The organism is Leeuwenhoekiella parthenopeia (genome assembly GCF_020782115.1).
In the GTDB taxonomy this organism is placed as follows: domain Bacteria; phylum Bacteroidota; class Bacteroidia; order Flavobacteriales; family Flavobacteriaceae; genus Leeuwenhoekiella; species Leeuwenhoekiella parthenopeia.
On record NZ_JAJGMW010000002.1, the window covers coordinates 41,141 to 54,332 of the forward strand.

Consider the following 13,192-nt stretch of genomic DNA (forward strand, 5'->3'; position numbering starts at 1 on the left):
AATCGAAATGTACACAAATTTCAAACGAAATGCCCACTGATTCATTAAAAAACAAAGCCCTTTAAAGTTTATTTAAAGGGCTTTTAAATTGGATTTAAACTCCTTTGTAGATCATTATATCGTCATACTTGTGTTGATAGTTCACAGAGTTCTCGCGCGTTGTAGTGGTTGACCACTTGAATGGATTCTCTACAAGGGTGGTGGTTTCAAACCACTCCATCAACTCAACAATACTTGACTTGTTGCTCGTAAAATAGAAATATTTAGAACCTTCAAGCAGTTCTAATACATCAAGATAGTCTCTAAGCTTCCAGTACTTGTCGCTATTGTATGAAGCTGTGTCAGTACTCAGATAGGGCGGATCAAGTAAGTAAATAACCTCTTGGCCTTTAAATTCAGCGTAAACCTCCTTGTAGTCCTTTCTGATAATCTCAAGACCGGTCAAATAACCTTCAGCCGACGAGATCGCTGATTTCCTCACTGTATTATACATCGTATGCTTGCTAAAGTCTTTAAAATCCTTTGCATACTTTCCTGAAAACAACAAAGAAGAAGAAAGCGTAATATAATCCAAGTACCCAAACTCATTCTCGTGGGCTTTTACAGCGTCTAGAACTATATCCCTTATGTCATTAGGTATTTTACTTTGACGCTTAACACCGGTTGTTATTTTGCGTAATTCAGCTAATAACCGGTTGGTTTCAGGAATTGAATTAAGCCGTTGACTGAAATTATCATAATCGTTAAAGATTACACGAGCTTCAGGATGAACATCTTTAGTTACTCGACTTAGAAGTCCTGAGCCTCCAAATAAATCCACATAGATGGCATCTTTAGGGAATTGCTCTAGAGCCTTACTGAACTCATTAACAAAGTTTCTTTTTTGCCCTTGAAACGGCAAGGGCGCCGCTTTAAATGATTTTTGCATAACTGCCGTAAATTGATTGATGAATGTTTATTTTTGTGCCTCTCAGGCAAATTAAAAAAGGTGCATACACACCGTACAGGAAAGAGCAATACTGCCCTCTTCTTGGTGTGTATGCACCTTAATTGTTTGCCGTTTTGCCTGAGAAACATACGGCTGCAAGGTTGAGGGCTTTTATAGCCCTGTTATTAGTTAGTTAATATACTCTCCTCATAAATCCTAGTCTTTTGACGCGCCTTCAATATGCCCGAGTTAAAAGCTATTTTACAATGATCCTTTTCAAGCTTATCAAGTAAGCGAACCCAAAACCGCCCGTGTGCGCTTAATGTGTTGAGATGCTCATTCCAACCTAATACCTCAGAGACGGTCTCGTCTTGATCTCCAAAGCGGTACCCGTAAAAGCTTGCATCGATCATTAGCCAATTGAAGAATCCGCCAAAGGCTGCGTTACCCAGTTGATCAAATGAGGCTGCAATCGCGGTAAAATAGACCTTGGCACCGCTTAATATTTCGCGGGCTTTGCGCCGCTCATTGGTAGCTACCGCATACACCTTCCAAGCGAGTGCCGGGAGCGTGATGATGGCAAAACCCAGCAAAGCCAAAAGAATAAGTAAAAGGCTACTTACAAGCTTCAAAATATGCCCTAGTGCTTCTTTCATACGACAAGCTGAAATTGTTGGCCTACCGGCTCGCTGTTAATGATCAACTTTGAAAGTAGAAACCCGATAGCAATAGGATTGCTAACGATTAGCTCCGGGTTATCGATGTTACCGCCCTGAAAGAAGTCCATCACGCGCTCATAGGTTGGATAGCCATAATCTACAATCACATCATTGGGGCCAAGCTGGCCATTATTGGCTGCTAGGTAATCAATGAGGTTCTTGCGGAAATACGCTAGCGTCTTTTGCTCATACTCCTCCGGTGTGGTGTTTTCATCACCCACAAAGTTTGGGTCGTAGTCCGGGTTTGGAACATCTACCCAACTGGCCTGATTTGAAGTGCGACCGGGTATACCGATTTCATTCTCCAGACCTTTAAAAATGAGGTTAGACTTTGCCAACGTGTGTACTTTGCCTTCCTGCTCATAGCATAAGCCAAAGGTTACGCTTAAATAATGATCACGCCGTCTGTGATTGATTGCTATATCTTCTACAAAGGCACCTGCAAAGCTGCCCTGATTGATTTGCGGACTTACGTACGTGCCGCCTTTTGCTGTTAGTTTCATAGTTCTATGTTGCTAATTCGATGTATTTAATGTCAAAAATGTCTAAACGATCCACCTCTACATAGACTCCCATGTCTCCAGACGCCGATAAATTAGAATAGAAATACTTTGCTTCTGGGTCTAACAGAAAATAGACCGAGATGTTACCGCTTAACCTTTCAAAAACAATGCTCTTTGATGGAAAATTGTCATTTTCATTAGGAAATTTTTCCGTAAAGGCTACGTTAGAACCAGGTCGCGAGTTATCTTCATTTTCTAGTATAGCCCCCACAGGATTATAACCTATTCGAAATTTATATTTACTAACTCCATCGGATAAACGATATAGGTGAACTTTATCTGTTCCAGTTGTGAGATATGGATTACTTCCATCTGTAGCTAAGGATGAAATTTTATACCTAAAACTGAATCTAAAATCTATATTATCCGGTATAACCAAGCCTCTTAAGCTTCCTGATGTATCATAGGAAACCACCTTTAGTTCATCGCCTTTATTATCAATAAGACCTGTTTGTTGTGACCAATCCGATATAACAGGGGAGTATACGTTTCCTAAAACAACAAGTAAGGCAGATGAAAAGTAAGCCTCAATACCATTGTTAAGAGTCACACCAAAAGTGCCCTCATCATTGCCTAAGGTCATATTCACATCAACATTCTTACTATCAATGAAAGTGATATAATTGATTGTATGATTTCCATCAAATTCGATATCCATATCAGGAACAAAGAATTCGCCAACTAGCCTATAATTGCCAGTAGTACCCGGTAAATTACTGTCGGGGATAAGGTTGTTTAAAATTGGCGCTTGCTGTCTAGCTAAGCCTCTTAATTGTGATGCTCTTACTTTTGTCGTTGCCATTATGCAATGAGTTTTTGATATCTAAAAATGATTTTGTCACCTGTCTCTGGAGCTTCCACAAATGTGACCTCATTTGGCCCCGTTTCGGTATAGTCATCGTCAATGCTCAGGTCAACACCGTTAAGCATAATTTCCATCGTACCCGGCTCAAAATTCTGTGAGCTGTCATAGATGGTATTTACACCGTCTATAGCCCCCACGATGGTCGCATTACTTGAAAAATCCTGCACTCGCTCATAAGTCACCGGTGGGTTATCTAGCTGTGCCTTGTAAGCGTCTGTAAAATCGTTTGTACTCAGAGCTTTTCCGGCAACTACATCGACCTTTGCCGCCAAGGCATCTACCAACCCAGCAATGTTTGGAATGGCGAGGTTTTGAAGGTCTTCGCGGTTCGCCTTAATGAAGTCAACCACTTCCTGCAATTCGTCAAGCGTTACATCGTCGCTATTTAATAGGTTTAGAATATTGGTAACTGCCACATTTAGCAGGCGCACTTGGTTAGCAGATGCGGGCAACTCGGTTTCGGGCGAATCGGGCAAATCCTGAACGTCGACGCGCTGCAGCGCACTTTGAATAAGCGCTAATAATTCGCTTGTCAGGTCTTCGGTGCTAAGCCCTTTTCCCGCGATCTTATCGACCTTTGCATTAAAAAGGCTATTGTGTGCTTGCGCATCGTTCAGATGCGTTTCAAAGGCTTGTTTTTCAGCTTTAGCGTCTAAAGTTTCGGCAAGTTGATCAACATCGCCTTGCGGAATCTTTTCATCCTTATGTCTAAAGGAATCAAACACGCTCCAGAACTGAGTTTGTGTGGGCTTAAGACCAGTGAGAAACCAGTTTTTAATATTTGCTAAACTTGTTTTTGCCATCGTTAATTTCCTTTATACTGAATAAATACGGCGGTATAATAAGGCGGGCGGTTCTCGTGTGCCTGTCCACTACCTTTATTGGCGGTTGAAATATTCACATTACCGCCTCCACCAGAGCTGGTTTGTGTTACGGTACCGTTACCAATGTTGTCTTTCGTACTAAGCCTATTTCCGTCACCTCCTTCGCCGTCGTGAGTAATAGCCGTTTTACCTTGTAAGCTGTGCGTGTGCGGAGGGATGTAAGCGCTGCCGTCGTGGTTGTGTGAAGGCATTTGAGCTTCGGTAAGTGTGACCTCCTTTTGTCCGCCTGTTTTTCCTTCAGCATTATAGTCCGCGTTTGCAGGATCATAGCCCACAACGAATTTGGCTCGTAGGTCTTTTGTGCCGTTAGAACCGTTACACAAGTGCCATCCTGCCGGAATAGCATTAAGGGCCCCGCCATACATCACAATCGTATCAACAGGCACTAACGCCTTTTGCATTTCCTTAAGCGGATTTAAGCGCGTAAAGTTTGACCAGCTAACAGAACCGGCACCGGAACCAAAGCCCACCCAGCGGGTTGTAAATACCGGCTTAGTTTCCCCGTTTTCAAATTCCTTAGATTCTATATTTTCAAAAACCTTCACGGTTGCGGTCTTAGAACCGCCCCGGAACTCCAACAGCTCCCCATTGAGGTACACGGTACCATTGCCCACATTGCTGCCATTCTCCACACAACCGGAAACAATAACCGCGTCACCGGCAATTGCTCCCAAAGCATTAAAAATGCCAAAAGTGGCTTGTAAGAAGCTCAGCGAGTCGGTCTCTAAAGGAAAGCCTCCAGTCTGCTCAAAATTGATGTTGTTCATATCTCTATAATTAAATATCGCATTCCGCCAAGGCGGTAAAAATCTATTAAGGCGCGCACCTCATAGCTGCTTTGGTTCATAATCTCCCGCGGCACGCGCACGGTAAAGTCCGCTCCTGTATCTGCAAACTCCAAAGAGTTTCTGAGAAACAATTTGCCCAGGTACTTGGTTTGATTTTCACCCGGTGTATAGATGTACGTCGGTTCACTATTGCCACCAGTACCGTCTATTGTAATTCTCCGCTCGCTTGGGTCAAATCGATCATTCAGCGCGCCTCTTAGATAGCATACCTGCCCAGTGTGTTCAAGCTTATAGAGGTTGTCTGAGCGATACGTTTTCCACTTATAATGTAAATTGTCTAATGGCGTGATCAAGGCATTTAGAAGACTAACAAAGCCATATTTACGCAGCCCAACCAACGATAGCTCAATAACCAGTTTTCTAAAATCGACACTATGCCACATATTCAATATTGTCAAAGTTTACTACCTTATAATACCCTGAAACAGCTATGCGCTTAACATCTACTTGTTCTGGCGCACCATAATCATCTATTGCAGGATCAATCCAAGAGGTTTCAACATTTAAAACGTGCGCAATACGTACTCCCGGAACTTGCTGCAGCTTATCTACTAAGCTTTGAATAATCAATTCTCCATTAAATGGGAGTTCTTTCATAAATTCATTTATCGCAATCTCAACAGGTTTCTCACCAGTTAAAATACTTTGACCATTATCATCAAGTACTAGAGGATCTCGATATATTCTAAGACTTAGATACAAGCGATCAGGCTCATAATTAATCACAGTTATCTTGACACCCGCAAATCGTATTTCATTTAGGTAGGCATCAAAAGCTTCACGCTGTTGAGCCTGAATTGGCGCCAACTCATTATTTGTTTCCCCGGCAATTTTTAGGATAAGGCGGCTTTCGCTATCGCTTTCCTCAACTGCAGAATATTTTATGATTTTTGAAGCTTCAACTTGATCATCAGTGGCATTACTATTGTCAAAAAGATCAGAGTCTGGCAATAGATCAAATCCATATTGAAACCTCAAAGCCATTGTTCGGTACCAAGTAGCTCGACCAGACTTTTGATTCAACAACTTTTGATCAACTTCAGCAGAATGCTGATCAAAAATCAATTCGTGTAGGAAAAAAACAAAAGCAACGATCTCAAAAAGAATATTTTCAATACTCAACAGTGAGAATTCGCTTTCAAACGAGGCACCTATTGAAAAACCATACGAAGTTGCCAAGGTCTCATTAGCCATAAACACGGCTGTCATTTCTGCTTTTATTTCGGTTTTCGATCTAGCCATTATCGTACTATAAATGTTTTCCCAATTATCATTTCGCCTATTCCCGGATCAAACGGGGTTATTTCTTCAAGCTCTTCATTGTTAATACCAGTTGCTGGTTTATGATTTCCTCCAAAGAGGTTAACTGTTAATCTATTGGTAACCTTTGAAACTTTTATTTCATCCCCAATAGTCAAGTCATCGGTTATACTTTGCTCATTTAAAAGGCTCATCTCAAAAGCATTCTCGATGCTACCGGTTTCTTGAACTACTAAGTCTAAAAAGCTTTGTCCTTGTCTAACTTTCATAATCAGCTTCAATTTTGACTGGTTTGTTTTCAAAGAGGTCTACACGTTTAACGTACAAACCATCCTTTTCAAATTCCTGTCTAATCTTATGGCGATACTCTAAAAAATCATTACTGAGTAGAAGGTCTTCAATACCTACACCTAAATCAGGTCTAAACTTGAATTCTCCCGGCTGAGTAATCAATAAGAGTGCTTTGTTTTGTTCCAAAGAATTACCTACTACTAAACCACTAATAATCTTACCTGAAGCATTACGAACAGGTTCAATCTTCAGATCAAGGATCTCGCCTTGATCATTCGTATCATTTAACAATATGCCGGTACCTTTTCCCACTATTTCAATTCTCCATTAAATGTTCCGGTAACTGCACCGTTAGGAGCAGTTAAGCCACTTGTATATACAACCGTTGCACTTTTTACATAAGCTTCAATATGGCCGCTAAGCGCCTCGGCAAAATCCTCGATAGAGTTTTCATCGCGTGTACTCATTTCTTCAAGTAACTCGATAATATTTTGCTTTAATGCCGCTGTTTGCAATGCCATTTAATCCTATTTTAAAAGTGTTTTAAACTTGGTTTCAAATCCTTCTATTTTGGTAATCACATCCGGCAGAGGAACCCCCGAAGGGCCGACCGGTGTATACACCTTAAATTCTTTTAATAAATCACTTAGGTCTCCTAATATTTCAACTAAAGAAACCTCCTCGTTACGGATGGAAACCTTTTTATCTTTGCTATCAATCAGCACTTCTAAGCCTTGCTGACTATATTTCATTTGCTCTACTTCATCAACTTTAATAACCGTTAGGTTATCCACATCTCCACTTAATGAGAGCATCAGAACCGTACTACCTACAATCGGAATTAAGGTGGTATGGTTTGCAGCTCCATTACTTGTAGCTTGCAGTTTAACATCGCTAAGGCGCAAGCCGCTCAATATTTCAACAGTGCAAGTATCACCTTCAATACTAATTACCTTACCGGTAATAGGTAAATTGGTAACAGCTCCTACCACTTCACGCATTAAGCGCTTCAATTCTTTATAGTCCATCAGCTGAGTTTTATTCCCGGAGTAATGGTTCTTACTCCTCCTGTTGAACTTATGCTGGTCACTACCGTTTCTACATAGTAGTAAGCGGTCTTATCGGGGTAGTCTTCATCCTTTATTCGTGCTGAATAGGTAGGCTTAACCATAGGCACCAACCACGTATCAAAAGTGCCTTCATAGCGTGGCGCGCTTCTTTTTAATAATTCTGCATCAGCGATTGCCTGTAAACTCTTATCATCGACGCTACCCACTTTTAAAGTGATTTGCTCACCTCCAGTTGTTCCGGAAGTTGTTTTCTTTACGTTGCCTTTAACATCAGTACTTTCAACAGTGATTTCAACTTTAGTATCTAGGCGGTTCTTAAATTCTAAGCTTGAATTCTCAATATTCTTTTGCATTGAATAAAACACCGTACCTCCCTTTTCTATGTAGGGTGGATGTATGTTTAAAACTTTCGCTTCATTGTCAAAGTAGATGTTCGCCTTTGTTTCTTCCTGTAACTTTCTAAGAACGTCGTAGCCGTTTGCTTGATTGATTGTGAACTTTTCATAACTGATATCATACGTGCAATCCAGTTTAAAACTTGGGTCAACATTGTCAATGATATATTGCGCGATCGATTTTAGTGTTGTCGGCTTTAGTTCTGCATTAGGCACCGATTTACGGAACAAAAACAAGCTGTCTTCACAAAGTATTTTCAATGAACTATCGTTTACCGTAATGTCTCTAATGAAACCGGTAAACTCGGTTTGCAATTCCTGATTGTACCCAAACTGGATGAGTACCGAAGTACCTCGAGCTATCTTGTTTTCAAAATTGAGCACCTCATTCATTATTGCCTCAGGCAGCACAATGGTTGCCGTGTCTGCAAGATTGTCAACTGAAGAGAATACCTCACAACTGTCTAAAATGGCTAAGCGGTACCGCTTCCCATTTGTATTAAATTCAATATTCCAGTCGATGTCTAAGAGCATCCTAATCGTTTATGTCTAGCAAAAGTTTATAATCGTAATCACTGTATGCTTTGATCTCATAAGCCTGTACATTCTCTCCTTTGGTAAAAGGGAAATTGAACTCCTCAATTACGATCTGATTGATTCCTAACAACTCAAACAAAGCACATTTTACTCTCAAGCTCTTAGGAGCTGTGACCACCTCCTTAAGCTTCAAAAAGTCATCAATTGGGTAACAATCACTAACGTCTCCAGTCATTAAGGAACCAATAAGAACCCCGGTGATCGTTATTTCATAGTCATCGCGGTTCCACCGCTCTTTAATTCGCCCAGGAATAGTAGCTCCATTTGGAGCAACTGACTTTGCTACATTTCTCCTTATGATTTCATTCTTACCGTTGATATTCAACATAGGTTCATAAGGCAATAAATACCATGTTTTACCTTCATCAACTGTAAAACTCAATGGGAAAAACTGATCACTTTCTGCAACTGGGGCATCCGCTTTTAAAACATCATATTCGCCCGGGTTTTGAACTTCAGGCACATTGATACGATTATTATTAAGCGGCAAGAAATTGATAGGAGGCAACACGTGCTTCATCAATTCATTTTGTACAGCTTCAAATCGCGGAATACTTTCGGCAACTTTTGAACCTACAAGCGATGCAAATAATATGTCTGTATTGCTAAATTTCATTAGTTACCTGCCGTTGTCGCTAGAGCTAAAGTGCGTAATAATGCATCTGCAGTTTGATCTTGCATTTGCTTAGCACTGTCTCTAAAATTCTTACCTTCTATATTCAGCACACCTATCAAGTCGTTAAGATTGATGGTGATGTAATTGTGTTTTGTTCCACCAGTAGCGATGGAGCTATTCGTTTCTGATTTATTGGTTTTGCCTCCACCAGAACCGGAACTGTTTGCATCACCGTTTTGGGTTACTCCCGGTATTTCTGGAGCAACTATACCCGAATTAGTTTCTTGAGCTTCACCTTCTTTATCAACTTTCCATTTGATTGAGCCTATTGCCTTACCAAACTCATCCTTTGCAGCAAGTGCATTTTTAGCAACTTCCTTTCCGGCATCAAGAATAGCCTTCTTGCGAGCTTCAGTATTCTCATTGATCTGATTGATCATCTTTTGATTTTCTGAAGCGTCACCAATACCAACAGCAGTTTTAAATTCATACCAACCCTTTTTGATCTTATTGATACCGATCATTATCCCATTGACAACCGTTAAGAACTGAAAACGCACGCTAGAGACATAAGCGGTAAAAAGAAGCTTAGCTCCGTTCACTGTATGTTTCCACGCTTCACCCCATCCTTCTGTTTTTGAAACTAACCAGACAATACCGGCAGTTAAGGCGGCAACCGCAGCTATTACTATTCCTATTGGGTTAGCGGTCATCGCTGCATTCAATAACCATTGTGCAGCTGTCCATACCTTTGTAGCACCACTTACAATTGAAGTCCAAAGCGCTTGCATTTTTGTTGCATTGGTTACAAAGGATAGCATCTTACCAAATCCTGAAAACAAGGGAATAAGATTACCTACATCCCGGGAAACATTACCCAAAACAGAAGCATAGCCCATTAGCCCTCCAGTCGCGTTAAATAGTGAAATTTTAAAATCAACTACACGAGCTTTAAGTCTGGCGTTTTTTTCTGCCTGAGACTCCATGACAATCTCAGCCTGTTCCATTGCGGTATTGGTACCCTGTACAGCCTCAGTTAAGCGTTCCTGTTCTTCAATACCACTTATAAGCGCAATAGCAGCGTTGCTGTTTTCTTTACCAAATAATTTGGTGATCAGCGCGCTATCGTTCATAATATTCCTTAACGGCTTTAAGCGGTCTGCAAGGGTTTTGTTTTTATCAGTCAGGTCGGCAATATTTACACCGGCATCCTGAAGCTCCTTTTGAACGTCTTTAGGTAAAAAGCGGCCTTGAGACAATGTGGCCAAAGTGTTTCTTAATGCTACACCACCTTCAGAACCTTTTTTACCGGCCTTATCTAAAACCTGAATAGCAGCTGCGTGTTCTGCAAAAGCTACATTGGCAGCTTTTGCCGCCATACCACTTTGCTCAAGTGCCGATTTTTGCTCAGGCAATTCCGCGGAACCTTCTTTAGCAGCTGCCGCCATGATATTCATCATGTCAGCCATCTCTTCAGATGCTTTTAAAGGGTCTTTAGTAGAAACTTGATACTGGTTCATTGCGGTTGTAAGAACCTCTGTAGCTGCTGTGGTATCGCCGCCCATTGTTTTAGAAAGTATGGACACGTTTTTACCCATAGCCTGCAAAGCTTTTGGAGCTTTAGCAATCTCTGGAGTTAATTGGGAAAGTATAAGCTTATAGGCTTCAACACCGGATGCGGCACTACCGCCAAAAGTTTTTGCTGATTGCCTTGCATAACCTTCAATCTCTTTAAGCTTGGAACCGGCAACATCTGTGATTGCAGAAAGATCAGAAAGTGAACTACCCAACTTAAGCCCGGGTTCATTCATTGCATCAAGACCATCAGCAACATGACTGATATTATTAACAATTGAATCAATACGAATGGTATTGAGCTTTTTGTTTATGGAGTCCATTGCTGCACTGAACTTATTACGTAGGCTGTTTACGCCATTTCCTACTTTGTCAACACTGCTATTTATACGATCAACCGACGCCGAGACTTTGTCGGCGTTTGATTGAAATTTAAGTATGTAGTTAAGTGTTTTATCCATCAGTAGGGTTTGTTAAGCCACCTTAGGTTTGATTTTCCAGTTTTCTTATGTATTCCAGTTCTTTAACCTTACGCGCCCAATCTTCATCAGAGAGGCTGTCTGGGTCATTCACGCCCATATAATACGTGAGTTGGGCATTGGTTACACGTATCCAGTCTTGCGGGTCAACTACAGCAGCCTCTAAAGCTTTTCCAGCTTGGTCTCTTCAAAGTCTAGAACCATTGCCAGCTTATCGCTCAAGCCCATAAAAATGCTATCATTGGTTTGCATTTCCTGATCGCCTTCAATCCAGCAATTTTTAAGTAGTGCTTCATTGAATTTCATAGGGTCTTTAATCTGACCTACAAAACTCATGGTCTTTCTACTTGGGCTTCTTAGGTATGCCGCTTTATTGGCGTTGGGTGCAGTGATATAGAAAACAGTACCGTATTGTTCTTTCCACGCTTTTATTTGCTCGTCCGTTGCTTTATACATTAGGCTTGGTTTTTAATTCTTAGACAAATAAAAGGGAGCGTGATTTCCTGAAACTTATCTCCCTGCTTCAACTCTTTTGCTGCTTCGGTAAAACGAATACCAGAAGCGCGATCGGTTGTGATAGCATCACCATCAAGCGGGTTGCCATAAGCAAATAAACCGTCGATGGCCAAGTTCAGAATAGAACCTTTACCGGCTTTCACGAGTTTATCATATCCAGAGCGTAAAAGGGTGATTTCACCTTCATACATGTGGTTTCCGGTTTGAATACTATGAGGATAACGTCCTTTAGCGTACAAGGCTTCACGTTCTGCCTTTTCAGTGTATTTTACAGCGCGTATCTCAGTAATATCAATACCACCTAATATCAGGGTTAAATCTCCCCACTCATATTCTCTACTGTCAAATGCCATTATTAATTAGTGTTAAGTGAAACGTCATAACCTAAGTTGATCACAAAGAAGTCTGCGCTTCCGCGTGGGCGTACTTTAAGGCTTAACTCAATTCGGTTTGTTTGTGCTACGTTAAGATCAGTATTGAAAACGGCCTCAACTCCTAGATCATCAGGATTTGATTGATCACGGGAAAGTTCACCGTTGGCGGTCATCTGATTGAAAATCGCATTCTCAATTTTGCCTTCAATATCCTTGGCGTAAATAGGCGAGATCTTCCCTTCATTGGTAAGGTCAAAATCTGCAAGTATCTCATCGCTCGCAATACTGTGAGCAATACGATACGCTTTATCAATCACACGACGGCGGTTAATTCTACGATAGTCATCGTCGGCACCGGTCGCTAATGGATCATCGGTTAAGTAATAACCTGCTTTGCGCTCGTGGGTTCTAAAAGTGATGTAACCTTTATCGTGTAAAGCAGCAACATCAAAAAGTTCAACCGGAACGTCATTGATAAATAGCTTTTCAGCAGCTAAAGCACCACGTTTAACCATACCTGGGTTTTCCTGTACAGCTATAACAGCAAGTCTGCCCGCAAGACAAGCACTTGCAGCTCCTAATGTAGCCGGTAACTCAGAACCCTCTTTTGTATTTCCTATAAGCACACCAACCCGGTTCTTATTGTCCTCAGTTAAATCTGGCAAATCAATTGCAGAACCACTAAAGGCATAACCTTCTAAGATCACAAATATGGGTGTAAAACGATTAGCCGTGTAGCTTTCAGCAAAGGTCTGAGCCTTGATAATTGAAGCTGCAACATCAGCATCTAAGCCATCATTGTCAACAACTACGTAATCACCATCAGGTGAAAAGCAAGTGAACAATGCGCTAATACGCCCATTAGAAGCATCCATCAAATCCTGTACAGGAGCTTTGCCTGTTTGAGCATCTGGCGTAAACCAATCACTAACTTTAGTGTCTTGAGCAAAGCCCATTAACCAAAGTTCTGCACCTTCACCAGCTTCAGCATAAAACTCACTCAACCATTTGTGAAGCGCGTAATTGTTTAAATCTGGTAAAATACCCAAGGCGGCTACATCAGCCATCCCTTTAACTGTGTATGGTTTGTTAAGTTCAAATTTATCAACAACAGCAACTGCCGAGGCCAACAAACCAAAAACACCGTCGGCAGTAGATACCGTGGTACCTATATTGCCATTGTCAAATTTTATACTTAATCCCGGTAACATA

18 protein-coding genes are annotated in these 13,192 nt (G+C 41.2%); all 18 read right to left on the reverse strand.

What is annotated here, in order from left to right; genetic code table 11:
• Positions 1-94: 94 nt before the first annotated feature.
• Positions 95-928 (reverse strand): DNA adenine methylase, encoded by an 834-nt coding sequence (locus tag LLW17_RS01280; RefSeq protein WP_228228457.1) that lies wholly within the window; start codon positions 926-928, stop codon positions 95-97.
• Positions 929-1,113: 185 nt separating this feature from the next.
• A complete protein-coding gene (locus LLW17_RS01285) occupies positions 1,114-1,584 on the reverse strand; it encodes a hypothetical protein (protein WP_228228458.1) in 471 nt (156 codons plus the stop codon).
• Entirely contained in the window at positions 1,581-2,150 is a 570-nt protein-coding gene (locus LLW17_RS01290; RefSeq protein ID WP_228228459.1) for a hypothetical protein, read from the reverse strand. The genes LLW17_RS01285 and LLW17_RS01290 overlap by 4 nt, the downstream gene beginning before the upstream one ends.
• A 4-nt stretch (positions 2,151-2,154) precedes the next feature.
• Positions 2,155-3,012, reverse strand: coding sequence for a hypothetical protein (locus tag LLW17_RS01295; RefSeq protein WP_228228460.1), 858 nt, complete (start codon positions 3,010-3,012; stop codon positions 2,155-2,157).
• Positions 3,012-3,878 (reverse strand): hypothetical protein, encoded by an 867-nt coding sequence (locus LLW17_RS01300; RefSeq protein WP_228228461.1) that lies wholly within the window; start codon positions 3,876-3,878, stop codon positions 3,012-3,014. The genes LLW17_RS01295 and LLW17_RS01300 overlap by 1 nt, the downstream gene beginning before the upstream one ends.
• A gap of 2 nt (positions 3,879-3,880) precedes the next feature.
• Positions 3,881-4,726 carry a phage baseplate protein gene (locus LLW17_RS01305; RefSeq protein WP_228228462.1) on the reverse strand — a complete coding sequence of 282 codons (846 nt, stop codon included), beginning with the start codon at positions 4,724-4,726 and terminating at the stop codon, positions 3,881-3,883.
• Positions 4,723-5,190: a hypothetical protein gene (locus tag LLW17_RS01310; protein WP_228228463.1), complete on the reverse strand. Its 468-nt coding sequence runs from the start codon at positions 5,188-5,190 to the stop codon at positions 4,723-4,725. Before LLW17_RS01310 ends, LLW17_RS01305 begins: the two co-directional genes overlap by 4 nt.
• Complete coding sequence (locus LLW17_RS01315; protein ID WP_228228464.1) at positions 5,180-6,049, reverse strand: nucleotidyltransferase; 870 nt, start codon at positions 6,047-6,049, stop codon at positions 5,180-5,182. The genes LLW17_RS01310 and LLW17_RS01315 overlap by 11 nt, the downstream gene beginning before the upstream one ends.
• Positions 6,049-6,336, reverse strand: a complete 288-nt coding sequence (locus LLW17_RS01320) for a hypothetical protein (RefSeq protein ID WP_228228465.1) — start codon at positions 6,334-6,336, stop codon at positions 6,049-6,051. Before LLW17_RS01320 ends, LLW17_RS01315 begins: the two co-directional genes overlap by 1 nt.
• On the reverse strand, positions 6,326-6,670 hold the full coding sequence (locus tag LLW17_RS01325) for a hypothetical protein (RefSeq protein ID WP_228228466.1): 345 nt from the start codon (positions 6,668-6,670) through the stop codon (positions 6,326-6,328). Before LLW17_RS01325 ends, LLW17_RS01320 begins: the two co-directional genes overlap by 11 nt.
• Positions 6,670-6,879 carry a hypothetical protein gene (locus LLW17_RS01330; RefSeq protein ID WP_228228467.1) on the reverse strand — a complete coding sequence of 70 codons (210 nt, stop codon included), beginning with the start codon at positions 6,877-6,879 and terminating at the stop codon, positions 6,670-6,672. Before LLW17_RS01330 ends, LLW17_RS01325 begins: the two co-directional genes overlap by 1 nt.
• 6 nt (positions 6,880-6,885) lie before the next feature.
• Positions 6,886-7,386: a hypothetical protein gene (locus LLW17_RS01335; RefSeq protein WP_228228468.1), complete on the reverse strand. Its 501-nt coding sequence runs from the start codon at positions 7,384-7,386 to the stop codon at positions 6,886-6,888.
• A complete protein-coding gene (locus LLW17_RS01340) occupies positions 7,386-8,357 on the reverse strand; it encodes a hypothetical protein (protein ID WP_228228469.1) in 972 nt (323 codons plus the stop codon). The genes LLW17_RS01335 and LLW17_RS01340 overlap by 1 nt, the downstream gene beginning before the upstream one ends.
• Before the next feature lies 1 nt (position 8,358).
• Complete coding sequence (locus LLW17_RS01345) at positions 8,359-9,036, reverse strand: DUF6046 domain-containing protein (RefSeq protein WP_228228470.1); 678 nt, start codon at positions 9,034-9,036, stop codon at positions 8,359-8,361.
• Complete coding sequence (locus LLW17_RS01350; protein ID WP_228228471.1) at positions 9,036-11,072, reverse strand: phage tail tape measure protein; 2,037 nt, start codon at positions 11,070-11,072, stop codon at positions 9,036-9,038. The genes LLW17_RS01345 and LLW17_RS01350 overlap by 1 nt, the downstream gene beginning before the upstream one ends.
• A 180-nt stretch (positions 11,073-11,252) precedes the next feature.
• A complete protein-coding gene (locus LLW17_RS01355; RefSeq protein WP_228228472.1) occupies positions 11,253-11,546 on the reverse strand; it encodes a hypothetical protein in 294 nt (97 codons plus the stop codon).
• A complete protein-coding gene (locus tag LLW17_RS01360) occupies positions 11,546-11,959 on the reverse strand; it encodes a hypothetical protein (protein WP_228228473.1) in 414 nt (137 codons plus the stop codon). Before LLW17_RS01360 ends, LLW17_RS01355 begins: the two co-directional genes overlap by 1 nt.
• Before the next feature lie 2 nt (positions 11,960-11,961).
• A complete protein-coding gene (locus LLW17_RS01365; RefSeq protein WP_228228474.1) occupies positions 11,962-13,191 on the reverse strand; it encodes a DUF2586 family protein in 1,230 nt (409 codons plus the stop codon).
• Position 13,192: the final 1 nt, after the last annotated feature.

Bases quoted from the DNA above. Each gene is read 5' to 3' on its own strand.
- LLW17_RS01295 (WP_228228460.1), bottom strand. From the start codon at position 3,012: ATGGCAACGACAAAAGTAAGAGCATCACAATTAAGAGGCTTAGCTAGA.
- LLW17_RS01345 (WP_228228470.1), bottom strand. From the start codon at position 9,036: ATGAAATTTAGCAATACAGACATATTATTTGCATCGCTTGTAGGTTCA.
- LLW17_RS01320 (WP_228228465.1), bottom strand. From the start codon at position 6,336: ATGAAAGTTAGACAAGGACAAAGCTTTTTAGACTTAGTAGTTCAAGAA.
- LLW17_RS01280 (WP_228228457.1), bottom strand. From the start codon at position 928: ATGCAAAAATCATTTAAAGCGGCGCCCTTGCCGTTTCAAGGGCAAAAA.
- LLW17_RS01340 (WP_228228469.1), bottom strand. From the start codon at position 8,357: ATGCTCTTAGACATCGACTGGAATATTGAATTTAATACAAATGGGAAG.
- LLW17_RS01365 (WP_228228474.1), bottom strand. From the start codon at position 13,191: ATGTTACCGGGATTAAGTATAAAATTTGACAATGGCAATATAGGTACC.
- LLW17_RS01285 (WP_228228458.1), bottom strand. From the start codon at position 1,584: ATGAAAGAAGCACTAGGGCATATTTTGAAGCTTGTAAGTAGCCTTTTA.
- LLW17_RS01360 (WP_228228473.1), bottom strand. From the start codon at position 11,959: ATGGCATTTGACAGTAGAGAATATGAGTGGGGAGATTTAACCCTGATA.
- LLW17_RS01335 (WP_228228468.1), bottom strand. From the start codon at position 7,386: ATGGACTATAAAGAATTGAAGCGCTTAATGCGTGAAGTGGTAGGAGCT.
- LLW17_RS01290 (WP_228228459.1), bottom strand. From the start codon at position 2,150: ATGAAACTAACAGCAAAAGGCGGCACGTACGTAAGTCCGCAAATCAAT.
- LLW17_RS01350 (WP_228228471.1), bottom strand. From the start codon at position 11,072: ATGGATAAAACACTTAACTACATACTTAAATTTCAATCAAACGCCGAC.
- LLW17_RS01310 (WP_228228463.1), bottom strand. From the start codon at position 5,190: ATGTGGCATAGTGTCGATTTTAGAAAACTGGTTATTGAGCTATCGTTG.
- LLW17_RS01355 (WP_228228472.1), bottom strand. From the start codon at position 11,546: ATGTATAAAGCAACGGACGAGCAAATAAAAGCGTGGAAAGAACAATAC.
- LLW17_RS01300 (WP_228228461.1), bottom strand. From the start codon at position 3,878: ATGGCAAAAACAAGTTTAGCAAATATTAAAAACTGGTTTCTCACTGGT.
- LLW17_RS01305 (WP_228228462.1), bottom strand. From the start codon at position 4,726: ATGAACAACATCAATTTTGAGCAGACTGGAGGCTTTCCTTTAGAGACC.
- LLW17_RS01330 (WP_228228467.1), bottom strand. From the start codon at position 6,879: ATGGCATTGCAAACAGCGGCATTAAAGCAAAATATTATCGAGTTACTT.
- LLW17_RS01315 (WP_228228464.1), bottom strand. From the start codon at position 6,049: ATGGCTAGATCGAAAACCGAAATAAAAGCAGAAATGACAGCCGTGTTT.